Source organism: Aromatoleum anaerobium, from assembly GCF_012910705.2.
GTDB lineage: Bacteria > Pseudomonadota > Gammaproteobacteria > Burkholderiales > Rhodocyclaceae > Aromatoleum > Aromatoleum anaerobium.
Genome location: NZ_WTVG02000037.1, coordinates 485456 through 507604, shown reverse-complemented (window position 1 = coordinate 507604; position 22149 = coordinate 485456). Strand labels below are relative to the sequence as shown.

24 protein-coding genes are annotated in these 22149 nt (G+C 67.6%); 16 read left to right on the top strand and 8 right to left on the bottom strand.

Annotated elements, in window-relative coordinates:
• Window positions 1–159 precede the first annotated feature (159 nt).
• Together GO606_RS08435 and GO606_RS08430 are read left to right on the top strand one after the other, a co-directional pair.
• Entirely contained in the window at window positions 160–930 is a 771-nt protein-coding gene (locus GO606_RS08435) for a DUF2189 domain-containing protein (protein ID WP_169119895.1), read from the top strand.
• A gap of 130 nt (window positions 931–1060) precedes the next feature.
• Entirely contained in the window at window positions 1061–3118 is a 2058-nt protein-coding gene (locus GO606_RS08430; RefSeq protein ID WP_169119896.1) for a M3 family metallopeptidase, read from the top strand.
• Between the two features lie 57 nt (window positions 3119–3175).
• Here the strand turns inward: GO606_RS08430 and GO606_RS08425 are convergent, their stop codons facing one another.
• A complete protein-coding gene (locus GO606_RS08425; protein WP_211166781.1) occupies window positions 3176–3334 on the bottom strand; it encodes a hypothetical protein in 159 nt (52 codons plus the stop codon).
• Between the two features lie 243 nt (window positions 3335–3577).
• On the opposite strand from GO606_RS08425, the gene xth reads away from it, so the two are divergent.
• The 3 genes from xth (at window position 3578) to GO606_RS08410 (ending at window position 5347) form a co-directional block, all read left to right on the top strand.
• Window positions 3578–4339: an exodeoxyribonuclease III gene (gene xth, locus GO606_RS08420; protein WP_169119898.1), complete on the top strand. Its 762-nt coding sequence runs from the start codon at window positions 3578–3580 to the stop codon at window positions 4337–4339.
• A gap of 31 nt (window positions 4340–4370) precedes the next feature.
• Window positions 4371–5051: a Crp/Fnr family transcriptional regulator gene (locus GO606_RS08415; RefSeq protein ID WP_169119899.1), complete on the top strand. Its 681-nt coding sequence runs from the start codon at window positions 4371–4373 to the stop codon at window positions 5049–5051.
• Window positions 5052–5152: 101 nt separating this feature from the next.
• Window positions 5153–5347 carry a YgaP family membrane protein gene (locus GO606_RS08410; protein ID WP_169119900.1) on the top strand — a complete coding sequence of 65 codons (195 nt, stop codon included), beginning with the start codon at window positions 5153–5155 and terminating at the stop codon, window positions 5345–5347.
• A 76-nt stretch (window positions 5348–5423) separates the two neighbouring features.
• Here the strand turns inward: GO606_RS08410 and rsmA are convergent, their stop codons facing one another.
• From rsmA to GO606_RS08390, 4 genes are read right to left on the bottom strand one after another with little or no spacing between them, the layout of a single operon-like run.
• The gene (gene rsmA / locus GO606_RS08405; RefSeq protein WP_169119901.1) at window positions 5424–6221 is read right to left on the bottom strand and encodes a 16S rRNA (adenine(1518)-N(6)/adenine(1519)-N(6))-dimethyltransferase RsmA; all 798 of its coding nucleotides are present in this window, start codon (window positions 6219–6221) and stop codon (window positions 5424–5426) included.
• Window positions 6218–7198: a 4-hydroxythreonine-4-phosphate dehydrogenase PdxA gene (gene pdxA / locus GO606_RS08400; RefSeq protein ID WP_169119902.1), complete on the bottom strand. Its 981-nt coding sequence runs from the start codon at window positions 7196–7198 to the stop codon at window positions 6218–6220. Before pdxA ends, rsmA begins: the two co-directional genes overlap by 4 nt.
• A 15-nt stretch (window positions 7199–7213) precedes the next feature.
• Window positions 7214–8563 (bottom strand): peptidylprolyl isomerase, encoded by a 1350-nt coding sequence (locus GO606_RS08395; protein ID WP_169119903.1) that lies wholly within the window; start codon window positions 8561–8563, stop codon window positions 7214–7216.
• Window positions 8564–8618: 55 nt separating this feature from the next.
• A complete protein-coding gene (locus GO606_RS08390) occupies window positions 8619–10811 on the bottom strand; it encodes an LPS-assembly protein LptD (RefSeq protein WP_246979450.1) in 2193 nt (730 codons plus the stop codon).
• A 22-nt stretch (window positions 10812–10833) separates the two neighbouring features.
• Here GO606_RS08390 and GO606_RS08385 point away from each other — a divergent pair, with 22 nt between their 5' ends.
• From GO606_RS08385 to GO606_RS08370, 4 genes are all read left to right on the top strand, one after another.
• The gene (locus GO606_RS08385; protein WP_246979449.1) at window positions 10834–11112 is read left to right on the top strand and encodes a hypothetical protein; all 279 of its coding nucleotides are present in this window, start codon (window positions 10834–10836) and stop codon (window positions 11110–11112) included.
• Window positions 11113–11152: 40 nt separating this feature from the next.
• Entirely contained in the window at window positions 11153–12157 is a 1005-nt protein-coding gene (locus GO606_RS08380; protein WP_169119904.1) for an aminoglycoside phosphotransferase family protein, read from the top strand.
• Window positions 12158–12165: 8 nt separating this feature from the next.
• Window positions 12166–12846 (top strand): N-acetylmuramate alpha-1-phosphate uridylyltransferase MurU, encoded by a 681-nt coding sequence (gene murU / locus GO606_RS08375; RefSeq protein WP_169119907.1) that lies wholly within the window; start codon window positions 12166–12168, stop codon window positions 12844–12846.
• Window positions 12847–12924: 78 nt separating this feature from the next.
• Window positions 12925–14223: an IS1182 family transposase gene (locus GO606_RS08370; protein WP_169120923.1), complete on the top strand. Its 1299-nt coding sequence runs from the start codon at window positions 12925–12927 to the stop codon at window positions 14221–14223.
• Between the two features lie 207 nt (window positions 14224–14430).
• On the opposite strand, the gene GO606_RS08365 is transcribed toward GO606_RS08370, so the two are convergent.
• The 3 genes from GO606_RS08365 to GO606_RS08355 are packed head-to-tail and all read right to left on the bottom strand — an operon-like array spanning window position 14431 to window position 15424.
• Window positions 14431–14808 (bottom strand): type II toxin-antitoxin system RelE/ParE family toxin, encoded by a 378-nt coding sequence (locus GO606_RS08365; protein WP_169120612.1) that lies wholly within the window; start codon window positions 14806–14808, stop codon window positions 14431–14433.
• A 6-nt stretch (window positions 14809–14814) separates the two neighbouring features.
• Window positions 14815–15090, bottom strand: a complete 276-nt coding sequence (locus GO606_RS08360; protein WP_211166835.1) for a type II toxin-antitoxin system Phd/YefM family antitoxin — start codon at window positions 15088–15090, stop codon at window positions 14815–14817.
• Window positions 15091–15112: 22 nt separating this feature from the next.
• Window positions 15113–15424, bottom strand: a complete 312-nt coding sequence (locus GO606_RS08355; RefSeq protein ID WP_211166836.1) for a hypothetical protein — start codon at window positions 15422–15424, stop codon at window positions 15113–15115.
• Window positions 15425–15528: 104 nt separating this feature from the next.
• On the opposite strand from GO606_RS08355, the gene GO606_RS08350 reads away from it, so the two are divergent.
• The 7 genes from GO606_RS08350 (at window position 15529) to purH (ending at window position 22136) form a co-directional block, all read left to right on the top strand.
• The gene (locus tag GO606_RS08350; protein WP_169120614.1) at window positions 15529–15756 is read left to right on the top strand and encodes a type II toxin-antitoxin system Phd/YefM family antitoxin; all 228 of its coding nucleotides are present in this window, start codon (window positions 15529–15531) and stop codon (window positions 15754–15756) included.
• Window positions 15753–16178, top strand: a complete 426-nt coding sequence (locus GO606_RS08345) for a type II toxin-antitoxin system VapC family toxin (protein ID WP_169120616.1) — start codon at window positions 15753–15755, stop codon at window positions 16176–16178. Before GO606_RS08350 ends, GO606_RS08345 begins: the two co-directional genes overlap by 4 nt.
• Window positions 16179–16574: 396 nt before the next feature.
• A complete protein-coding gene (locus tag GO606_RS08340; protein WP_169120618.1) occupies window positions 16575–17927 on the top strand; it encodes an aminopeptidase P N-terminal domain-containing protein in 1353 nt (450 codons plus the stop codon).
• Window positions 17914–19071 (top strand): FAD-dependent monooxygenase, encoded by a 1158-nt coding sequence (locus GO606_RS08335; protein WP_169120620.1) that lies wholly within the window; start codon window positions 17914–17916, stop codon window positions 19069–19071. Before GO606_RS08340 ends, GO606_RS08335 begins: the two co-directional genes overlap by 14 nt.
• Before the next feature lie 140 nt (window positions 19072–19211).
• Window positions 19212–20234 carry a tRNA dihydrouridine synthase DusB gene (dusB, locus tag GO606_RS08330; protein ID WP_169120622.1) on the top strand — a complete coding sequence of 341 codons (1023 nt, stop codon included), beginning with the start codon at window positions 19212–19214 and terminating at the stop codon, window positions 20232–20234.
• On the top strand, window positions 20231–20467 hold the full coding sequence (locus tag GO606_RS08325; protein WP_041645644.1) for a helix-turn-helix domain-containing protein: 237 nt from the start codon (window positions 20231–20233) through the stop codon (window positions 20465–20467). Before dusB ends, GO606_RS08325 begins: the two co-directional genes overlap by 4 nt.
• Before the next feature lie 73 nt (window positions 20468–20540).
• Window positions 20541–22136, top strand: coding sequence for a bifunctional phosphoribosylaminoimidazolecarboxamide formyltransferase/IMP cyclohydrolase (gene purH, locus GO606_RS08320; protein WP_169118201.1), 1596 nt, complete (start codon window positions 20541–20543; stop codon window positions 22134–22136).
• The last annotated feature ends 13 nt before the right edge of the window (window positions 22137–22149 follow it).

The window sequence follows — 22149 nt, the reverse complement described above, 5'->3', positions numbered from 1 at the left end:
ACCGGATCCGCATCGCGTCTGACCCGAAGGTGAGCCGGCCCGAGGACTGCCGCGAACTTGCCGTCGGCGCCTCTCTCTAATTTGCGTCGCGGGACCCGCACCGACGGCGAAAGGGCGCGGGCATAAACCCCCGCGCGTCCTGTTCCGGAGGAGGCCGTCATGGACAAACCGCATGGTGCGCGGGATCGACATTTCCCGCTGCCTCAGGTGCGCCGGGTCGACAGCGCGCGACCTTTCGCGTGGCTGCGCAGGGGCTGGGCCGACATGCGCGACAACCTGCCGGCAAGCCTGAGCTATGGTCTGCTGCTTGCGGCCGCCGGTTCGTTCATCCTCGGCTATGCAACCGGCCTGCCGCATCTGTTCACAGCGGCGATTTCCGGCTTCTTCCTCGTCGGCCCGGTCGCCGCGGCCGGCTTGTACGAGATCTCGCGGCGTCACGACCGCGGCGAACCGGCGAGCTTCATCGATTCGCTGCGCGGGTTGAGCACGCATACCGATCACCTGCTGTATTTCGGCGCCTTCCTCGCTTTCGTGCTGCTCGGCTGGGAACGGCTGTCGGCGATCCTGTTCGCGTCGTTCTACCCCGAGGACGCGAGCGGTCCGGGCAGCTTTTTCCTGGAAGTATTCCTGACGGGCGCTTCCGCCTCGTTCGTCGTGTGGTACCTGGTCATCGGCGGCGCAATCGCGGCCGTGGTCTTCGCGCTGTCAGCGGTGTCGGTACCGATGCTGATGGACCGCGACACCGACGTCGTCACGGCGATGGTCGCGAGCGCGCGCGCGGTCGGCATGAATATCGGGGCGATGGCGGTGTGGGCGCTGCTCATCGTCGTGCTGATCGCGGTCGGTTTCGCGACGATGGCGGGCATGATCGTGCTGCTGCCGCTGCTCGGCCACGCCAGCTGGCATGCCTACAAGGATCTCGTCGAGTAATGCCCGTTGTGCCCCCGCCGTGGCGAAGAGCCGCGCTCGGGAAACCCCGCGGCGGCGATGCGGTTAGAATGCGACACATGCTCCAGCGCCGTTTCCTCCCGTCTTCCTTCCAGCCTGCCGGAGAATCTTCATGTCCAATCCCCTCCTCGATTTTTCGGCGCTGCCGCGCTTCGACGACATCCGCCCGGAACACGTCGCGCCGGCAATCCGCCAGCTCATCGACGAGAACCGCGCGCTGATCGCGGAGCTCGTCGCCGATCCCGCTCCGCCGACGTGGGCGAACTTCGTCACGCCGATGACCGAGGAAGGCGAACGGCTCGGCCGCGCGTGGGGCATCGTCGGCCACCTGCACAGCGTCATGGACGTGCCGGAATGGCGCGAAGCCTACAACGCGATGCTGCCCGAAGTGTCGAGCTTCTATGCCGAGGTCGGGCAGAACCTCGAACTGTTCGAGAAATACCGGCTGCTGCACGACAGCGCCGAATACGACATGCTGTCCCCGGCGCGCCAGCGCATCATCGACCACGAGTTGCGCGACTTCCGCCTGTCGGGCGCCGAGCTGCCGGACGCCGACAAGCCGCGCTTCAAGGAAATCCAGGAAGAGCAATCGGCGCTCGCGGCGAAATTCTCCGAGAACCTGCTCGACGCCACCAACGCCCACGCCGAATGGATCGAGGACGAAGCGGAGCTCGCCGGCCTGCCGGACGACGCGATCGCCGCGGCGCGTGCAGCCGCCGAACGCGACGGCAAGCCGGGCTGGAAATTCACGCTGCAGATGCCCGCCTACCTGCCGGTGATGCAGTACGCCGACAACCGCGAACTGCGCGCACGGATGTATCGCGCATATGCGACGCGCGCGTCGGAACAGGGCAGGCCGGAGCTCGACAACGGGCCGCTGATCGGCCGCATCCTCGCGCTGCGCGCCGAAGAGGCGAAGATGCTCGGGTACCGCAACTTCGCCGAAGTGTCGCTCGTGCCGAAGATGGCCGAAACGCCCGAGGAGGTGCTCGCCTTCCTGCGCGAGCTGGCGACGAAAGCCAAGCCGTTCGCCGAGCGCGATCTCGCCGAACTGCAAGCCTTCGCGCGCACCGAACTGGACCTCGATCCGCTCGAGCCGTGGGACATCGGTTATGCGTCGGAAAAGCTGCGCCAGGCGCGTTACGCCTTCTCGGACCAGGAAGTGAAGCAGTATTTTCCCGAGCCGAAAGTGCTCGAAGGCCTGTTCGGCGTGATCCGCACGCTGTATGGCGTGGATATCGTCGCCGACACCGCGCCGCTCTGGGATCCGGGCGCGCATTTCTTCCGCATCGACCGCGATGGCGCGACGCTGGGGCATTTCTACCTCGACCTGCACGCGCGCGAGACCAAGCGCGGCGGCGCGTGGATGGACTCGGCGCGGAGCCGCTACGTCGGCCCGCGCGGCACGCAAACGCCCGTTGCGTACCTGGTTTGCAACTTCCCCGGCCCGGTGGGAGGCAAGCCTCCGACCTTCACGCACGACGACGTGCTGACGCTGTTCCACGAATGCGGCCACGGCCTGCACCACCTGCTGACACAGGTCGACGACCTCGCGGTATCGGGCATCCACGGCGTCGAATGGGACGCCGTCGAACTGCCGAGCCAGTTCATGGAGAACTTCTGCTGGGAATGGGACGTGCTCTGCGGCATGACTTCGCACGTCGACACCGGGGCACCGCTGCCCCGCGAACTCTTCGACAAGATGATCGCGGCGAAGAACTTCCAGAGCGGCATGCAGACGGTGCGACAGCTCGAGTTCTCGATGTTCGACCTGCGTCTGCACAGCGAGGTCGACGCCTCGGCCGGACCGGTTCCGATCGAGCGCGTCATGGAACTGCTCGACGAGGTGCGGCGCGAAGTCGCGGTGATGATCCCGCCGCCCTGGCACCGCTTCCCGCACAGCTTCTCGCACATCTTCGCCGGCGGCTACGGAGCCGGGTATTACAGCTACAAATGGGCCGAAGTGCTGTCGGCCGATGCGTTCTCGGCGTTCGAGGAAGCGGGTGCCGGGAAAGGGACGTTGCTGGATCGTGAAACGGGGGAACGCTTCTGGCGCGAAATCCTCGCCGTCGGAGGCAGCCGCCCGGCGCTCGAATCATTCAGGGCTTTCCGCGGCCGCGAGCCGCGCGTCGATGCGCTGCTGCGGCACAACGGCATGGTGAGCGCCTGACCCGCCGCGGCCCCGCCGCGGCCCCGCTGCCGCCCGGGCAGCGGGGCCGCGCGAGACTCAGAGATGCGAGGCAGTTCCCTCCAGCACACGCCGCTGGACGTGCAGCGGGACGCCGCGCTCGGTCATGTTCATCTGCGCGTTCGCGTGGTCGCCACCTCGGGCAAGATAATCCATGATTGTCCCGACGAACTGCCGCATGGCCCAATCGACACGCATTTCCGATCCGCTGAATGCCACCGTTGTCCCCCTTCATGGCGAAATGCGTGAGCTGCGCATGACGCCATGTCATAGCCTCCCGAGAGCCAAAGCCAGTTTTATGCCACACGCAGGACACGACGTGGATACAATGAATTGCAGCGGGCACCGCGAGGGTTGCGCGCACCATCGCCGCACGATGTAAGAATTTTCGACACCGCCGATCCGGCTGAACTGTTCAATCCCCACGCCACCCTGCACACGATGAAAATCGCCACCTGGAACGTAAACTCCCTCAAGGTCCGCCTGCCCCACGTGCTCGACTGGCTCGCGGCCAACCGGCCCGACGTGCTGTGCCTGCAGGAACTCAAGCTCGAGGACAAGTCGTTTCCGGTGGCCGAACTCGAAGCGGCCGGCTACCACGCGGCGTTCAGCGGCCAGAAGACCTACAACGGTGTGGCGATCCTGAGCCGGTCCGCGCTCGACGACATCGGCTACGGCATCCCGGGTTTCGATGACGAACAGAAACGCGTACTCGCGGCGACGGTGAACGGCGTACGTGTGATCTGCGGGTATTTCCCGAACGGACAGGCGGTCGGCTCGGAGAAATTCGCGTACAAGCTGCGCTGGCTCGCGGCCCTGACGGAGTGGCTGCGCGAAGAACTCAAGGCACATCAGCGGCTGGTGCTGACGGGCGACTTCAACATCGCCCCCGAGGACCGCGACGCGCATCCCGACTGGAAGGACGAGATCCACGTCTCGCCTGCCGAACGCGCCGCTTTCGCCGCGCTGACCGGGCTCGGCCTGGCCGACGCTTACCGTCTTTTTCCGCAGGATGACCGGAGTTTTTCGTGGTGGGACTACCGCATGGGCGCTTTCCGGCGCAACTTCGGCCTGCGCATCGACCACATCCTGCTGTCGCCGGCGCTGCGCGATGTCTGCTGCGCGTGTACGATCGACAAGGCACCGCGCAAGCTCGAACGCCCGTCCGACCACGCTCCGGTGATCGCCGAATTCGAGCTGTAGCCCCAGCAGCGCAGCGCGACGGAAGACGACGATGACGACTCCGCACACGCCAGAGCTGGCCCGCCTCGCCCACCGCTATCCGGTGATCGCCACGCTGCCCGAATCGGCCCGGCACCGCCTGTTCGAGACTGCGCGCTGGGCGCGCGTGCCGGCCGGCGCCCTGCTGTTCGACGACCACCAGGCGTGCGAAGGTTTTCCGTTCGTCGTCGAAGGATCGGTGCGCGTCGTGAAGTGCGCCGCCAACGGCCGCGAGCTGCCGCTGTACCGGGTCGCGGCGGGCGAAACCTGCATCATCTCGTCGTCCTGCCTGCTCGGCCACGAGGACTACAACGCGCGCGGCATCGCCGAATCCGACACCGTGCTGATGCTGCTGCCGAAAGCCGAGTTCGACGCGCTGCTCGCCGAGCCGGCGTTCCGCAATTTCGTCTTCCACCTGTTCGCCGAGCGTATCGCCGACCTGATGCAGCTGATCGAAGAAGTCGCGTTCCACCGGCTCGACCAGCGCCTCGCCGGCCAGCTGCTCGGCAAGGGGCGCGTGCTGCACGTCACGCACCAGCAGCTCGCCGACGAGCTCGGCAGCGTGCGCGAATTCATCAGCCGCCTGCTCAAGGGCTTTGCGGCGCAGGGGCTGGTGAAGCTGTCGCGCGAGCAGATCGAGATCCTCGATCCCGCAGGGCTGCGGCGGATGGCGAGCGAAGGGCGCCACGAGTAAGGCTGGGGCCAAGGCGCCGCTGTGTAACCGAGGTTACAGACCGGGCGACGGTGGAGTGGTCCAATACGCTCGTCATCCACCCCATCGCAACGGAGAAAACCATGAATGCAAACGTCGGCGGCATCGACCGGATCCTGCGCATCGTCGCCGGGCTGGTCCTGGTCATCCTCGCCATCCTCGGCATCGGCAGTCCCTGGACGTGGATCGGTGTCGTCCCGCTCGCGACCGGGCTGCTCGGCTGGTGCCCGGCCTATACCCTCTTCGGCCTGCGCACCTGCCCGCTCCGGAAAGCCTGAGCGCTACGGCGATCTGCCTCGACGCCCGCCCGTGACGGCGCCGAGGCGCGCGCCGGATCGGCGCACTGCGCCGAGATCACGCGTTTGCGGGCGCGCGCGGCGACTTCGCGGCGATGTAGTTCGTGATCGCGACGTAGTCGGCGACGGTCAGGCGTTCGCCGCGCAGGCCCGGGTCGATCCCGAGCGCGGGAAAATCCGCTTCGTCGAGCCATTCGCGCAGCGTGTTGCGCAGCGTCTTGCGGCGCTGGCCGAACGCGGCGGCAACGACGCGCTCGAGCAGCGCCTCGTCCTGCGCGGTGCGCTGCTCGGCCGGCAGAGGCACCATGCGGACAATGCTCGACGTGACTTTCGGCGCCGGGCGGAACGCCCCGGGAGGCACGTCGAACAGCCGCCCCATGCGGAAGCGATATTGCAGCATCACCGACAGGCGGCCGTAGTCCTCGGTGCCGGGCTCGGCGACCATGCGCATCACGACTTCCTTCTGCAGCATGAAAGTCATGTCGCGCACGGCGGCCGCGAACTCCGCGAGGTGGAACAGCAGCGGCGTCGAAATGTTGTACGGCAGGTTGCCGACGACCCGCAGCGGCGCGCCGAGCGTGGCGAAATCGAACTTCAGCGCGTCGCCCTCGTGGATCGTCAGCCGCTCGGGTGAATAACGTTCGTGCAGCCGGGCGATCAGGTCGCGGTCGATCTCGACGACGTGCAGATGACTGAGCCGTTCGACGAGCGGATCGGTCATCGCGCCCAGCCCCGGGCCGATCTCGACGACGGTCTCGCCCGGCACCGGGCGGATTGCGTCGATGATCTTGCGGATGATGTTGGGGTCGGACAGGAAGTTCTGGCCGAAGCGTTTGCGCGCGCGGTGTTCGTTCATCGGGCGGCATCCCGGCTGCGCACCATCGCGATCGCGAGTTCGAGCGCGGCGAACAGGCTGCCCGGATCGGCCCGGCCCGTGCCCGCGAGATCGAGCGCAGTGCCGTGATCGACCGACGTGCGAATGATCGGCAGGCCCAGCGTGACGTTCACGCCGCCGCCGAAGCTCGCGTGCTTGAGCACCGGCAGCCCCTGGTCGTGATACATCGCGAGCACCGCGTCGCCCTGCGCGAGCGTGTGCGGCACGAACAGCGTGTCGGCCGGCAGCGGTCCGACGAGGCGCATGCCTTCGCCGCGCAGCCGCTCGAGCACCGGCGCGATGACGTCGATTTCCTCGCGCCCCATGTGCCCGCCCTCGCCGGCGTGGGGGTTGAGGCCGGCGACGAGAATGCGCGGTGCGACGAGCCCGAAGCGCCCGACCAGATCGGCGTGCAGGATGCGCAGCGTCTCGTCGAGCAGCGCCGGCGTGATCGCTCCGGGCACGGCCGCGAGCGGCAAGTGGGTGGTCGCGAGCGCGACGCGCAGCCCGCCGCCGACCAGCATCATCACGACGCGCGGCGTGCCGGTGCGCTCGGCCAGGTATTCGGTGTGACCGCTGAACGCGACGCCGGCGTCGTTGATGACGCCCTTGTGCACCGGAGCGGTGACGATGGCGCCGAACTCGCCGCTGCGGCAACCGTGCAGCGCGCGGTCGAGCAGCGCCAGCACGTAGCCGGCATTGGCGGGATCGAGCCGGCCCGGTCGCGCGGCGACGTTCAACGGCAGGTGCAGCACGTCGAGCACGCCCGCTGCGGCAGGCACGTCCGGCGCGTAGGCGCGCACGGCCACCGCCGCGCCTGCGCGCGCCCGGATCAGCTCGATGTCGCCGAGCACGACGGGGCGCATCGGCCACTCCCGGCGGGAGAGTTGCGCGCACAGCTCGGGGCCGATGCCGGCCGGCTCGCCGCTGGTGACTGCAAGGATCGGAGGGAAAGCCACTGCGCGGACCCTGACCTATTCCTTCCCGGCCCGGTACTCGACATAGGTACGGTCGCGCAGCTGGCGCAGCCAATCCTCGAACGCCTCGTCGGCCTTGCGCTCGCGCAGCGCATTGCGGGCCGCGTTGCGCTTGCGCTCGTCGGACACGTCCTGAAGCCGGCGCGCCTCGACCTGGATCAGATGCCAGCCGAACGGCGAGCGCACCGGCGCGCTCACTTCGCCCGGCTTGAGCGCGTTCATCGCGCGCTCGAATTCGGGGACCGTGTCGCCAGGGCTGAGCCAGCCGAGATCGCCGCCCTTCGCCGACGACAGGTCCGCCGAATGGGCTTTCGCGAGGTCGGCGAAACTGGCGCCGTTGACGATCCGCTCGCGCAGCCCGAGCAGGCGGCTTTCCGCGTCGCTGTCGTTGAGGATTTCCGAGGTGCGGATCAGGATGTGACGCGCCCGCGTCTGTTCGAGCTGCTGCGGACCGGCCGCCGCGCCGCCGCGCCTGTCGAGCAGCTTGACGATGTGCAGACCCGCCGAGCTGCGCAGCACTGGCGACACGCCGCCGGGGCTCAGGTCGCGCACCGTGTCGGCAAACAGCGGCGGCAGGCGGTCGCGGCTGCGCCAGCCGAGCGCGCCGCCGTTCATCGCATCGGGCGCATCGGAATAGCTGGCCGCAACGCGCGCGAAATCGTCACCCGAATTGAGCCGCTGTTTCGCGGTCTCGGCGCGCGCGACGAGGCCCGCCATCTGCTGCTGCGTCGCCGCTTCGGGCACGCGGATCAGGATGTGGGCGAGCTCGAATTCCTCGCCGGACAGCGCGTCGGCGTTGTTCGCGAGAAAGTTGTCGACTTCCGCATCCGTCACGACGATGCGGCTATCGACTTCGCGCTCGCGCAGGCGCGTCAACAGGATTTCGGTGCGGATATTGTCGCGGAAGCGACTCCAACTGACGCCGTCCTTTTCCAGCGCGGCCCGCAGCTGGGGAAGGGTCAGGCGGTTGCTCTCCGCGATCCGCGCGATCGCCCGTTCGAGCGTCGCCTCGTCAACCTGCAGCGACGTCTCGCGCGCCAGCTGCAGCTGTGCCCGCTCGAGCACCAGCCGCTCCAGCAACTGTCGCTCGAGCACGTCGGCCGGCGGCTGCGGCGTGCCCTGGCGGTTCAGCTGGTGTATCGCCTGTTCGACCCGCTCGCGCAATTCCCTGGCCGTGATGACTTCGTTGTTCACGACTGCGGCGATATGGTCGACCTCGACGGAGCGGGGATTGGCCGCATGAACGGGAAACAGGGCTGCGGCGCAGGACAGGGCGGCGAACAGGACGAGACTGAGGCGCGAGGGAATTCGACGCAAAGAAATGCGACGCAAGGGAATTCGTATCATGGTTTCTCGAAAAATGAATCGACTCGTGTAACGCTGAAATAGGGCCGCGCCGGAATCAGTAGGCACCGAAGACGCGGTCGGACACGGGTTCGTTGATCTTGCCATATCCCGCAACGCTGCGTTTGAGCAGATTGACCGGACTGGAACCGACACTGGCCAGGCCGTTGAGTTCAAGCTGCAGGAACAGCGCCTCGGTGACGTCGTCGGGGTTGGTCGCGAAACGGTGCACGGCGCTGCGCACCACCCAGCAGCCGCCATCGTATTCGACGCCCGCGATCGTCTCGGTGATGCGGTTTTCCTTCAGCGAGCGCGTCACGCGCGCGACGCCGTACCAGCCGCCGCCAAGCGGCCACTGCCCGGAAAGGTCGAGATCCTGCAGCACCTCGCGCGAATAACGGTAGCCGAGATTGAGCGCCTTCGCGAATTCAGGCTGATAGCGCACGGTGAAATTGAAGCGCTCGGTCAATTGGTCGCGCGGGTTGTACTGCCACGCCGAATCGATCGACGAGCTCGTCGTGACGCGGCCGCTGAACGCCGCCAGCATGTCGGCGCGGCGCCCGCTGCGGCGCGGTTCGCCCGGCAGCGTGACACGCTGGTCGTCGAAGTAGTAGCGCTGACCGAGGGTCGCGCGCATGCGCTCAGCCCCGCTTCCCGGATCGATCAGCCGCGACGTCACGGCCGCGGTGACCTGGTCCGCGTCGGCGATACGGTCGCCGCCGGCATACAGGTTTTCGGAGAAGATCTGCGCGAAGCCGAAGTCGAAGCGCGCCGTGTCGAAAACCGGGATGTCGTCCTGGTTGCGGTACGGCGTGCGCACGTAATAGATCCGCGGCTCCAGCGTCTGGAGGTAGTCACGGGCGAACAGCGTCGTGTCGCGCTCGAAGTTGAGGCCGCTGTCGAGCGTGAAGATCGGCAGCGAACGCGTGATCGAGCGGCTCTCGCCAGTCAAGTCGCGGTCGAGCGCGTATTGCGTGTGGTGCACGCCGATTTTCGGCGTCACGTAGTAGCCCGGCCGCTCGAACGGCAAGGACAGCTGCGGATACAGCGTGAAGCGGCTGCCTTCGGGCTTGCGGCTGTCGGCGTGCTCGAACTGCACGTATTCGCCGCGGAAGCCGAACACCGTGCCCGCGGGCAGGTCCTGCCGGTTCGCGTTCAGCAGCAACTGCGGCAGGCGCCGGTAGGGGTCTTCGCCAGACAGCGTCTGGTAGCTTTGCACCAGCGCCGAGGCGCTCCACCAGTCGCTCGCGACATAGCTGAGCCGGCCTTCGCGCAACAGATTGACCTGCGACGCGACCGACAGGCGCGAGCTGAGATCTTCGAAATACTGGTCGTCGGAGACGGCGTTCAGGTCGAGCGAGCCGTACAGGTTCGGCGTGATCCGCTGCTGGTGCTGCACCGATCCGAGCGCGCGCTCCTCGCCGGTGACGGCGTCGCGCGGCAGCCACTCGACGCGTGACTCGCCGCGGTAGCCCGGCGTCAGGTAACGGAACTCGCCGCCGAGCTGCACGCCGCGTCGCCCCATGAAGCGTGGCGCGAACGTTGCGTCATAGTTCGGCGCGAGGTTCCAGTAATAGGGCGCCGAGATGTCGACGCCCGCTTTGTTCGACACGCCGACCGTCGGCGAGAGGAAACCGGACTGGCGCTGACCGACGAGCGGAAATTCCGCCCACGGCCACCAGAAGATCGGCACGTCCTGGAAGATCACCGATCCGCCGCGCACGACGCCGACTTCACGGTCGTAGTCGAGCTCGAGGTCGCGCGCCTTGATATACCAGTCCGGGTCGTCGGCTTGGCAGGTCGACCACGTGGCGTTCTCCAGGCGGTAGTGGTTCTCGCCTTCGAAGCGCATCACGTCGGCCTGCCCGCTGCCGGAAATCTCGCGCACGGGCTCGCCTGGCACAGGGTCGGAGCGGCGGCTGAAACGGTATTGCGGCGCCTCGAATTCGCCGACCTGCTCGGCGATCTTCAGATTCGCGCGCGGCCCCTCGACCCGGTCCGTCCCCTGCGCCAGCAGCACATTGCCTTCGGCCCGCGCCTCGTCGGTCAGCTCGCTGTACGTCAGCCGGTCGGCGGACAGCAGTATCCCGTCGCGCCGCAGCTCGGCGTTGCCTTCGGCGACCAGTTCGACGGCTCGCGTTCCGCGGATCTGCTGTGCACGGATGTCGGTCGCTCCCGCAGCGATCGGCGCGCTTTCCGCCGCCGCAGCGCCGGCAGCCGGTTCGGCGGGAATCCCGGCCGGGGGCGGCACGGCAGTCGGCAACGATCCCGGAGTGGTCGATGGCTTCGTCGGTGCAGGCGACGGCGCCGGCAGCGGGAGCGTGTCCGGGCTTCGGGCCGGCGCCTGTCCGGCCGGACGTTCCGGCCGGCTCTTCACCAAGTCAGGTGAAACCACCAGCGGCGGCAATCCTGCCGCCGCCGCGCCTCCCGAGAAGCAGCACATCAGCAGCGGGATAAGCCTCAGCCGCGTTCTCAATCGCGTTTCGCGCAAGCGTCTTCCCCAATCAATCAAGAGTCAGCCCGACGGCGAGCGGCACGGTCGAAGCCTTTGATAAACTCATCGATTTTACACGAAGCCTCGCGGAGAACCCGGTGCAACGACTCACCCAACTGAACGCCTGGCTCGCGGCGCAGCTACCCGGACAGGATTTCGAACTGAGCCCGGCATCAGCCGACGCCAGCTTCCGGCGCTATTTCCGCGTGCGTTTTGCCGACGGCAGCCCGAGCCGCATCGTCATGGACGCCCCCCCCGAACACGAGGACACGCGCCCGTGGCTCAAAGTCGCCGAACTCTTCGGCGCCGCCGGCGCCCACGTCCCCGAAGTGCTGGCGCGCGACCCCGAGCAGGGCTTCCTGCTGCTGTCGGATCTCGGCAACACGACCTACCTCGCTGCGCTGATCCCGGCGAACGCCGCGAACCTCTATGCCGACGCCCTCGGCACATTGATCGCGATCCAGCAAGCGAGCCGCCCCGGCGTGCTGCCGGACTATTCGCGCGAGCTGCTGCGGCGCGAACTGATGCTGTTCCCGGAGTGGTACCTCGCGCGCCACAAGGGCGTCACTCTCGACGAGCGCCAGCGCGCGACGCTGGACACTGTTTTCGACCGCATCCTCGCCGTCAACCTCGCCGAGCCGCAGGTGTTCGTGCATCGCGACTACCACTCGCGCAACCTGATGTACCTCGCCGATGGCGCCAATCCGGGCGTCATCGATTTCCAGGACGCGGTGTACGGCCCGCTGACTTACGACCTCGCGTCGCTGTTCAAGGACGCCTACCTCCACTGGGAAGAGGACTTCACGCTGGACATGCTCGCGCGTTACTGGGAAGCCGCGCGCGCGCTCGGCCTGCCGGTGCGCGAGGATTTCTCCGACTTCCACCGCGACTACGAATGGATGGGCGTGCAGCGCCACGTCAAGGTGCTCGGCATCTTCGCCCGCCTCTGTCACCGCGACGGCAAGGACGGCTACCTCGCCGACATGCCGCGGGTGATGGACTACCTGCGCCGCGCGTGCAAGCGCTACCGCGACCTCACGCCGCTGCTGCGGCTGCTCGACCAGGTCGATCCCGAGCCGGTCGAAGTCGGCTACACTTTCTGATGCGCGCGATGATCCTCGCCGCCGGACGCGGCGAGCGGATGCGTCCGCTGACCGACGCCTGCCCGAAACCGCTGCTCGAGGCCGGCGGGCGGCCGCTGATCGCGTGGCACCTCGAGCGGCTGCGCGCGGCGGGCTTCACCGACGTCGTCATCAACCACGCCCATCTCGGAGCGATGATCGAAGCGGCGCTCGGCGACGGCCGGCAGTTCGGCCTGCATATCGCGTACTCGGCCGAAACCGAGGCGCTGGAGACCGCCGGCGGCATCCGTCAGGCACTGCCGCTGCTCGGCGACGCGCCTTTCCTCGTCATCAACGGCGACGTCTTCTGCGACGCAGACCTCGCCGCGCTGCGCCCCGTCGGCGCCGAACTTGCCGCGACGGGCGACCTCGCCCACCTCGTGCTGGTGCCCAACCCCGACCATCACCCCGGCGGCGACTTTCGCCTCGACGGCGAGCGCCTGCACCGCGACGGCGAGCCGCGGCTGACGTTTTCCGGCATCGGCGTCTATCGGCCGGCGCTGTTCGCTGCCCTCGCAGCGGGAACGAAAGCGCCGCTGGGCCCGCTGCTGCGGGAGGCGATGGACGCCGGCCGGGTGCGCGGCGCGCTCTATCGCGGCTACTGGCTCGACGTCGGGACGCCGCAGCGCCTTGCCATGCTCGACCGGCATCTGCGACAGGTCATCGACTGAGAGGCTGTGAAAATTTCCGGCATGATATATGCATTTAGTATAATTGCTGCTTGAGATTGGAACTGGACTGCACAGCTGATGAAGACGCGAGCACGGGTGTTGTTGCCCAACCGGGGGCAGATGGAGTTTCGGGCGAGCGACCTGGAGTCGCTGCTGCCGGCAGGACATCGGGCGCGGCTGGTGTGGGCCTATGTCGAACGGCAGGATCTGACGCGGTTCTACGCGGGCATTCGTGCGGTCGACGGTGGCGTGGGACGGGCGGCGATCGCGCCCGAGATCTTGCTGGCGCTGTGGCTGTACGCCACCCTCGACGGGGTGGGCAGCGCGCGGGCAGTGTCGCGACTGATCGAATCGCACGATGCCTACCGCTGGTTGTGCGGGGGCGTTCAGGTCAATCACCACACCTTGTCGGACTTTCGCAAGGACCACGGCGAGGCGCTCGACGAGTTGCTCTCGGTGAGCATCGCCAGTCTGATGGCCGCTGGCGTGGTCAAGCTGCGTCAGGTGGCGCAGGATGGCATGCGGGTGCGGGCGAGCGCCGGGGCGGGCTCGTTCCGCCGGCACGAGAAGCTCGAAGCTTACCTGGAGGCGGCGCGTGGGCAGGTGAGCCGGCTCAAGGCCGAGCTCGAAGCCGACCCGGCGCAGGCCGAACGGGCACGGCAAGCGGCGCGGCTGCGGGCGGCCAAGGAACGTGAAGCGCGGCTGGAGCAGGCGCTCTCAAGGCTGCCCGAGATCGAAGCGATCAAGCAGCGGCAAGGCAAGAAGGCGGCTGAGGCGCGCGCATCGATGACCGATGCTGAGGCGACGGTGATGAAGATGGGCGACGGCGGCTTTCGGCCCGCCTACAACCCGCAACTGGCCTCGGATGCCGACAGTCTGGTGATCGTCGGCGTCGAAGTGGCCACCGTCGGCAGCGACCAGGGGCAGCTGGTGCCGATGCTCGAGCAGGTCACCGCGCGCTGTGGCCAGGCGCCCGACGCCTGGCTGGTCGATGGTGGCTTCGTCGGCCACGAACAGATCGAGCGCGCCGCCGAGCACACGGTCGTGTATGGCCCGGTGCCCGCGCCCAAGGACAAAACGGTCGATCCCCACCAGCCCAAGCTCGGCGACAGCGCTGCGGTGGCGGACTGGCGGCAGCGCATGGGCACCGACGAGGCCAAGGCCATCTACAAGCGGCGCGCGGCCACCGCCGAATGCGTCAATGCGCAGGCGCGCAACCGCGGCTTGCTGCAGTTTCGGGTGCGCGGGCTGGCCAAGGTCAAGTGCGTGATGCTGATGTTTGCCCTGGCGCACAACCTGATGCGCATGGCCGCCCTCGCGCCGGAGTTGCTCGGGATAGGGACAGGTGCGTCCACAATCCCCGGAATCGGGGCTTGAGGGCGAAAAATCGGCGGAAATTGGTCAGATGAGCAGGCTATAGCGGCACAAACGATGCAAAACACATATCCCGCCCGGCGCCACGGCGTCAGAACCGCTTGCGTGACCAGCGGGTCGCGTGAACGAAAGATTCACAAGCTCTGAGTCCGGCCGGTGCCGGTAAGGTCGACAAGACGAAAGGCTGAAAACCGAGCCGTTACGGGAGCGTCAAATCACGTAGCTCAACTGTCTCTGGTGCCGTATCGCCAAGAGCACTACCCGGTCGCTCGAATTTGCATACAGCACGACGTGATTCTTGAGCACATACTCACGCAAGTGCGGCAATCCCGCCTCATCGGCCAGGGCTTGAACCTTGCGGGCACGAATCCGCGCCTGAACGGACCGCCCGGCGAAAAACCGCGCAGGACGACCACCGGCTGGCGCCCACCCGAGCGTCTCGGTCATCTCACGCAACTCGGCACGAAGCACCCGAAAGCGCTCGTCGGCAGTCGTCTCGTCCTGCTCGACGAAGAACGCCTTCGCCTCCTCCAGACAGGCGGCGAAATGCGGCGTCGCGGCGACAGAGGCTCGCTGGGTTGGCGTCACCGGCATTCAGTCCGCAAGCAAGTGATTGAGTTCGTCTTCGGTGACGACCTGCCCCTCCAGCACCTGGCGTAGCCCGACCTCGGCGTCGTCCAGCATCACCAGGCAGGCGTGCTCCTCCTCGAGCGCGTGGTAGTAGTCGAGCTTCCTGGCGTCCACGATGGCCACGTAGCTCGCGCCGTTCTTGGTCAGGATCTTTTCAGCCCCGGCCCCCACGACTTCTTCGGCGAGCTCGGTCAGTCGCGCTCGCGCCTCGCTGATCGGAACCACATCGCTGGCACGCATCGTCACCTCCTTAATGAATTCGTTAACGATCACTGTAGCGAACGAACCGGGCGGTGGAAAGTTCGATCGGCCCTGCCGCGGAGTGCGGTGCGAAGCGTCGCCCGTGCCGCTCCGCGCTCGGGCTGCCAGCGGGAATTTCGATCGCGGCATAGGGCAGCGTCCAGGTGGCGCGCGTGGCGTCATCCTGCACGGTAATCTGCGTATCCTTCATCGCCACGACCGTAGCACTGCGCAACTGAAGCGCAACACCCGGCGCCTTCCAGTCCACGAAGCGAACGCGTTGCCCCAGATTGAGGTGCAGGCAGATCTGCACGATGCACGCCGGATCCGACATCAGCCGCTCGATCACGGTGGAGAGGTGGAAGAGTTCCAGGGCTTTACGATCTGACCATTTGAGCCGACAATCTCGTCAGAGATGACCATAAAAGGAGCCGCAGGATGAAAACCACCACCGTCGCCGATGCCAAGTCGCATCTCTCCGCCCTGTTGGCCGAAATCGAAACCGGCGAGGAAGTCGTCATCACCCGGCGCGGCAAACCGGTTGCCCGGCTCGTGCCGGAACCTCCCGCCCATGGTTTCGAATGGTCCGACCTGCGCGACTGGGTTTCTGCCGCCCCGGCCCCGGGACTGACGGTCGCCGATATGCGCGAGCAAGATCTCCTGTGATCTATCTCGACACGTCAGTGCTCGGTGCGGTGTTCTTTCGCGAGACCAGAGCCGCCGACCTCGTGTCACGGCTCGAAAGCATGCGCAAGGAACGGCTGATGATCTCGGCATGGACGCTCACCGAAATGGCCAGCGTGGGCGGAATCAAGCAACGGACGGGTGCCGTCGACGGCGCCATGCGCCAAGCGGCGCTCGCCAATTTCCAACGATTTGCGTCGACCCATCTGGGCACCGTCGAAATCGAACCCGCCGATTTCCGCACCGCGGCGGTGCTCATCGAAACGCCGGCCGCGCTACGCGCCGGCGATGCCTTGCACCTGGCAGTCGCCCGTCGTCTCCAAGCCAGAATTGCGACGCTGGACCAGAGACTACGCCAAGCAGCCGACACGCTCGGCTTGCTGTGCATTCCGCTGGAGGACTGATTGGGGCGCGACAATCATCTTGGCCGGCATGTTGCCTCGCGAAAGAATATTACCCGTGGGAGCGTTATCGCTCTCGATGAGCTTCGAGCGGCGACGACCATCCTGTCGATCAGCGCCGACGTGCCGTCCTTGAGTTTGTAGCGGGCGCAGCTGTACAGCAGTCGCGTCGCCATCGGTCAGCGACCACCAGCGGAGCACTCGGTGTAGGCTGCGGATGCGGTCGGACCGTGGCAGTTGGTCGCCATCATCGCGTTCATCAAATCGCGCCGTCATCGAGCGGAACGCCGCAGTAGATGCCGTCCGAACCGGCAACGATCGGCAGGTGTTCATGCGATTGCCGTGGGGCAAGCTCCGCCGCGTCGAAACCGGGAACCGCCCCCGTGCCATAATGAATTTATGAACAGCCTTCCAGAGCGCCCCGTGCCTGACATCGCCCCGTTTCACGCCCGCCGCGAGCGGCTTCTCGCGCGCATGAACGCGCTCGGCGGCGGCATCGCGGTGCTGCCGACCGCGCCCGAATACCCGCGCAACCGGGACACGCACTATCCGTTCCGCTTCGACAGCTACTTCCATTACCTCACCGGCTTCGGCGAGCCCGAGGCGGTGGTCGTGCTGGTGGCCGGCGAATCTCCGCGCTCGATCCTGTTTTGCCGCGAGAAGAACGAGGAACGGGAGATCTGGGACGGCTACCGTTTCGGCCCCGATGCGGCCCGCGAGCGCTTCGGCTTCGACGAAGCGTGGACGATCGGCGACCTCGACCAGCGCCTGCCCGACCTCCTCGCAAACCAGCCGAAGATGTGGTGTGCGCTGGGCTACGAAGCGGACTGGGACGCCCGCGTGATGCGCGCGCTGAACGCGGTGCGGGCGAACGCGCGCGCCGGCGCAGTGCCGCCCCATGCGATCCACGACGTGCGCACCGAGCTCGACGAAATGCGCCTCGTGAAGGACGAATCTGAACTCGCGATCATGCGCCGCGCCGCCGCGATCTCGGGCGACGCGCACCGGCGGGCGATGGCCGCGACCCGCCCCGGCCGCCACGAATACGAGATCGAGGCGGAACTCCTGCACAGCTTTCGCCGCGCCGGCAGCCAGGCGCCCGCCTACCCGTCGATCGTCGCCAGCGGCCCGAACGCGTGCGTGCTGCACTACGTCGAGAACGACCGCGTGATGGCCGATGGCGAGCTGCTGCTGATCGACGCCGGCTGCGAGCTCGACGGCTACGCGTCCGACATCACGCGGACGTTTCCCGTCAATGGCCGCTTCACGGGCGCGCAGCGGGACGTCTATGAACTCGTGCTCGCCGCGCAGCGCGCCGCGAAAGACACGATCCGTCCCGGCGTACTGTGGAACGACCCACACGACGCCGCGGTGCGGGTCATCGCGCAAGGCCTGCTCGATCTCGGCCTGCTCTCCGGCACGCTCGACGCGGTCATCGAGCAGGACCTCTACCGGCGCTTCTACATGCACCGCACCGGCCACTGGCTCGGCCGCGATGTCCATGACGCCGGCGAATACAAGCGCGCCGGCGAGTGGCGCCCGCTCGAACCCGGCATGGTGCTGACCGTCGAGCCGGGGTGTTACATCCGCGCCGCCGCCGACGTGCCGGAAGCGTTCTGGAACATCGGCGTGCGCATCGAGGACGATGCCGTCGTCACCGCCACCGGCTGCGAATTCATCACCGATGCGGCGCCGCGGTCGATCGCCGACATCGAGGCGGTGATGCGCGAGGGCGCCGGTGCGACAGCCTGACCTCTTGGTCGTCGGCGCCGGGCCGGTCGGGCTCGCCCTGGCCCTCGCGCTGAAGGACAGCGGCCTCAAGGTCGTGCTCGCCGACGCCCGCCCGCGCGCGGCCGTGCTCGCCGACCCCCGCGTGCTGGCGCTGGCGCACGGCACGCGCCTGACGCTGGAGCGCCTCGGCGTGTGGGACGGGCTGGCGGCGACGCCGATCCGCAGCATCCACGTGTCGCAGCAAGGCGGCTTCGGCCGCACCGAACTGCGGGCCGAGGACTACCGCCAGCCGGCGCTCGGCTACGTCGTTTCGGCAGGGGCCCTCGCGGGCGCCTTGCGCGCGGCGGTAGACCGGGGCGGCATCCCCGTCCTCGACGAAACGGTAGTGACGGCCATCACGCCGCAGGCCGACGCCGTCGTTGCGACCCTCGCCACCGCCGCGAATGCACCGGACGACGCGCCGTGCAGCGCGCGCCTCGTCGCCTGCGCCGAAGGCCGGCTCGAGGCTGGCGGACAGGACGTCGTCGAGCGTGACTACCGTCAGCACGCCCTCATCGCGCGGATCGACGTCGACGGCGGCCATCGCAGCCGGGCTTTCGAGCGCTTCACGCCGCAGGGCCCGATCGCGCTGCTGCCCTGCGACAGCAACTTCGCGCTGGTCCAGGTCGTTTCGCCCGAACGCGCCGACCAGCTGCTCGCCCTCGACGACGCCGGCTATGTCGCGCAGTTGCAGGACCGCTTCGGCACCCGTTTGCGGTTCGGGCCGGTTTCCCGCCGCCACCGCTATCCCCTCGGCCTGCGCTACCGGCGCGATCCGGCGGGCGCGCGCACGGTGTGGCTCGGCAACGCCGCCCAGACTCTCCATCCGGTCGCCGGACAGGGCTTCAACCTCGCGCTGCGCGACGTCTGGGCGCTCGCGGACACGCTGCTGCGCCACCCCGGCGATCCGGGCGACGCGGCAGTCCTCGACGCCTACGCCGATGCCCGCCGCCTCGACCGCTTCGGCGCGATCCACTTCACCGATGCGCTCGTGCGCGTGTTCAGCAATGACTTCGCCCCGCTGCGCCAGCTGCGCGGCGCCGGCCTGCTGACCCTCGACATCATCCCGCCGCTGCGCGATTTCGTCGCGCGGCGGATGATGTTCGGCGCCCGCGCCTGGCCTTGAGCGGCGCCTTCCCGCCCGGACGGAGCGCGGGCGCAAATGCGACAGGATGTGATGCAATCGGCCCCGGCGCTGCGTTCCGCTGCTCGCCCGGCGGCGCATGGGGTAAAATGCGCCCTTTTCCCCAAACACCCTCTCCATCCATGCAGTACGCCGGTTTTACCCTGCGCAACAATCTTTTCGTCGCCCCGATGGCGGGTGTGACCGATCGGCCGTTCCGCCAGCTGTGCAAGAAGCTCGGCGCAGGCGTCGCGGTCAGCGAAATGGTCACGTCGAACTCGCTGCTCTATGGCAGCGCGAAAACCCGTCGCCGCGCCGAGCATGCCGGCGAGGTCGAACCGATCTCGGTGCAGATCGCCGGCGCCGATCCGGCGATGATGGCCGACGCCGCCCGCTACAACGCGGACAACGGCGCACAGATCATCGACATCAACATGGGCTGCCCGGCAAAGAAAGTGTGCAACGTCATGGCAGGCTCGGCGCTGATGCAGAACGAGCCGCTCGTCGCGCGCATCCTCGAGGCGGTCGTCGCCGCGGTGCCCGGCACTCCGGTGACGCTCAAGTTCCGCACCGGCTGGAATCGCGACAACCGCAACGCGCCGGCGATCGCCCGCATCGCCGAGGCATCGGGCATCCGCGCGGTCGCGATCCATGGCCGCACGCGCGCCGACCAGTACACCGGCAACGCCGAGTACGACACGATCGCCGAAGTGAAATCCCTCGTGAAGATCCCGGTGATCGCCAACGGCGACATCACGACGCCCGAGAAAGCCCGCTACGTGCTCGACTACACCGGCGCCGACGGCGTGATGATCGGCCGCGCGGCGCAGGGCCGGCCGTGGATCTTCCGCGAGATCGAGCATTACCTCGCGACCGGCACGCTGCTGCCACTGCCGCTCGTCGCCGAGATCCTCCAGGTGTGCCGCGAACACCTGGGCGACCTGTACGCGTTCTATGGCGAGGAAACCGGGGTCAGGATCGCACGCAAGCACATCTCCTGGTACACGAAGGGCCTCGTCGGCTCGGCAGCTTTCCGCCGCACGATGAACCAGCTGTCGGATGTGCGCGAACAACTCGAGGCTGTCGAGGACTTCTTCGGCCGCCTCGCCGAGCAGGACGCCCGCCTGCGCTACGAAGAAGAACTCCCGCAGGAACTCGCAGCATGACCCGCTCGAACGAGATCGCCGAATCGATCCACCGCACCCTCGACCAGTACTTCCGCGATCTGGACGGCGAGAAGCCGGCCGCGATCTATGACATGGTGATTCGCAACGTCGAGCGCCCGATGCTCGAATTCGTGCTTCGCCAGGCCAATGGCAACCAGACCGTCGCCGCCGAGATGCTCGGCATCAACCGCAATACGCTGCGCCGCAAGCTGACCGAATACGAACTGCTGTAGCGCATCCCGACCCTCCCTCCCCGCGCGGCGAAGCCGCCGCGTCGCCCACCTGATTTTTCTTGCGATCCTCACGATGAAAGTCTCCCAAGCCCTGATCAGCGTCTCCGACAAGCGCGGCGTCCTCGAATTTGCCCGCTCGCTCGATGCGCTCGGCGTCAAGCTGCTGTCGACCGGCGGCACCGCCGCGATGCTGCGCCAGGCCGGCCTGCCGGTCACCGACGTGTCCGAGCACACCGGCTTTCCGGAAATGCTCGACGGCCGCGTCAAGACGCTGCACCCGAAGGTGCACGGCGGCATCCTTGCGCGCCGCGACCTGTCCGAGCACATGGAGACGATCGCCGCGCACGACATCTCGCGCATCGACCTCGTCGTCGTGAACCTCTACCCGTTCGCCGCAACCATCGCCAAGCCCGACTGCACGCTCGACGACGCGATCGAGAACATCGACATCGGCGGTCCGACGATGGTGCGTGCCGCGGCGAAGAACCACGGCAACGAAGCGGGCGGCGTCGGCATCGTCACCGACCCGGAAGACTACGCGCCGATCATTGCCGAGCTGACGTCGGGCGACGGCGCGCTGAGCTACAGAACGCGCTTCGCGCTCGCGGTAAAGGCCTTCACGCATACCGCGCGCTACGACGCGGCGATTTCCAACTACCTGACGGCGCTGAGTTTCGACGACGCCGGAGCGGCCACGCGGCAGGCCTACCCCGAACGCTTCCAGTTCGCCTTCGACAAGGTCCAGGACCTGCGCTACGGCGAGAACCCGCACCAGTCCGCAGCCTTCTACCGCGAGCCGTCCGCGCCGGAAGGCGTGATCGCGGCCTATCGGCAGCTGCAGGGCAAGGAACTGTCGTACAACAACATCGCCGACGCCGATGCGGCGTGGGAGTGCGTCAAGGCGTTCGACGTCGAGGCCGGGCGCGTCGCATGCGTCATCGTCAAGCACGCGAACCCGTGCGGCGTCGCGCTGGCCGAAACCCCGGCGGCTGCTTACCGCAAGGCCTTCTCGACCGATCCGACGTCGGCCTTCGGCGGCATCATCGCGTTCAACTGCGAAGTCGACCAGGCCGCTGCCGAGGCCGTCGCAGCGCAGTTCCTCGAAGTGCTGATCGCACCGTCGTACAGCGCCGACGCGCTCGCGGTGCTCGCCACGAAGCAGAACGTGCGGGTGCTGACGTGCGCGCTCGGCAAGCCGTCCGGCGCCCTCGACCTGAAGCGGGTCGGCGGCGGGCTGCTGGTGCAGAGCGCCGACGAGGCGCGCATCGCGGTCGCCAATCTCAGGATCGTCACCCGGCGCGCGCCGACCGAACAGGAACTCGGCGATCTGCTGTTCGCGTGGCGGGTCGCGAAATACGTCAAGTCGAACGCAATCGTGTATTGCCGTGACGGCATGACGGTCGGCGTCGGCGCAGGCCAGATGAGCCGCGTCGACTCCGCCCGCATCGCTGCAATCAAGGCCGAGAACGCCGGGCTGACGGTGCACGGTTCGGTCGTCGCCTCCGACGCGTTCTTCCCGTTCCGCGACGGGCTCGACGTGCTCGCCCGGGCCGGCGCCACCGCGGTGATCCAGCCCGGCGGCTCGATGCGCGACAGCGAGGTGATCGCCGCGGCCGACGAACAGGGCGTGGCGATGGTGTTCACCGGTTTCCGTCATTTCCGGCATTGAGAGCCGCACAGGA

Coding starts and splice junctions, on each gene's coding strand:
- GO606_RS08435 (WP_169119895.1), top strand. CDS start 160: ATGGACAAACCGCATGGTGCGCGGGATCGACATTTCCCGCTGCCTCAG.
- GO606_RS08430 (WP_169119896.1), top strand. CDS start 1,061: ATGTCCAATCCCCTCCTCGATTTTTCGGCGCTGCCGCGCTTCGACGAC.
- GO606_RS08425 (WP_211166781.1), bottom strand. CDS start 3,334: ATGCGTGTCGATTGGGCCATGCGGCAGTTCGTCGGGACAATCATGGAT.
- xth (WP_169119898.1), top strand. CDS start 3,578: ATGAAAATCGCCACCTGGAACGTAAACTCCCTCAAGGTCCGCCTGCCC.
- GO606_RS08415 (WP_169119899.1), top strand. CDS start 4,371: ATGACGACTCCGCACACGCCAGAGCTGGCCCGCCTCGCCCACCGCTAT.
- GO606_RS08410 (WP_169119900.1), top strand. CDS start 5,153: ATGAATGCAAACGTCGGCGGCATCGACCGGATCCTGCGCATCGTCGCC.
- rsmA (WP_169119901.1), bottom strand. CDS start 6,221: ATGAACGAACACCGCGCGCGCAAACGCTTCGGCCAGAACTTCCTGTCC.
- GO606_RS08395 (WP_169119903.1), bottom strand. CDS start 8,563: ATGATACGAATTCCCTTGCGTCGCATTTCTTTGCGTCGAATTCCCTCG.
- murU (WP_169119907.1), top strand. CDS start 12,166: ATGATCCTCGCCGCCGGACGCGGCGAGCGGATGCGTCCGCTGACCGAC.
- GO606_RS08370 (WP_169120923.1), top strand. CDS start 12,925: ATGAAGACGCGAGCACGGGTGTTGTTGCCCAACCGGGGGCAGATGGAG.
- GO606_RS08360 (WP_211166835.1), bottom strand. CDS start 15,090: ATGCGTGCCAGCGATGTGGTTCCGATCAGCGAGGCGCGAGCGCGACTG.
- GO606_RS08355 (WP_211166836.1), bottom strand. CDS start 15,424: ATGTCGGATCCGGCGTGCATCGTGCAGATCTGCCTGCACCTCAATCTG.
- GO606_RS08350 (WP_169120614.1), top strand. CDS start 15,529: ATGAAAACCACCACCGTCGCCGATGCCAAGTCGCATCTCTCCGCCCTG.
- GO606_RS08340 (WP_169120618.1), top strand. CDS start 16,575: ATGAACAGCCTTCCAGAGCGCCCCGTGCCTGACATCGCCCCGTTTCAC.
- dusB (WP_169120622.1), top strand. CDS start 19,212: ATGCAGTACGCCGGTTTTACCCTGCGCAACAATCTTTTCGTCGCCCCG.
- GO606_RS08325 (WP_041645644.1), top strand. CDS start 20,231: ATGACCCGCTCGAACGAGATCGCCGAATCGATCCACCGCACCCTCGAC.
- purH (WP_169118201.1), top strand. CDS start 20,541: ATGAAAGTCTCCCAAGCCCTGATCAGCGTCTCCGACAAGCGCGGCGTC.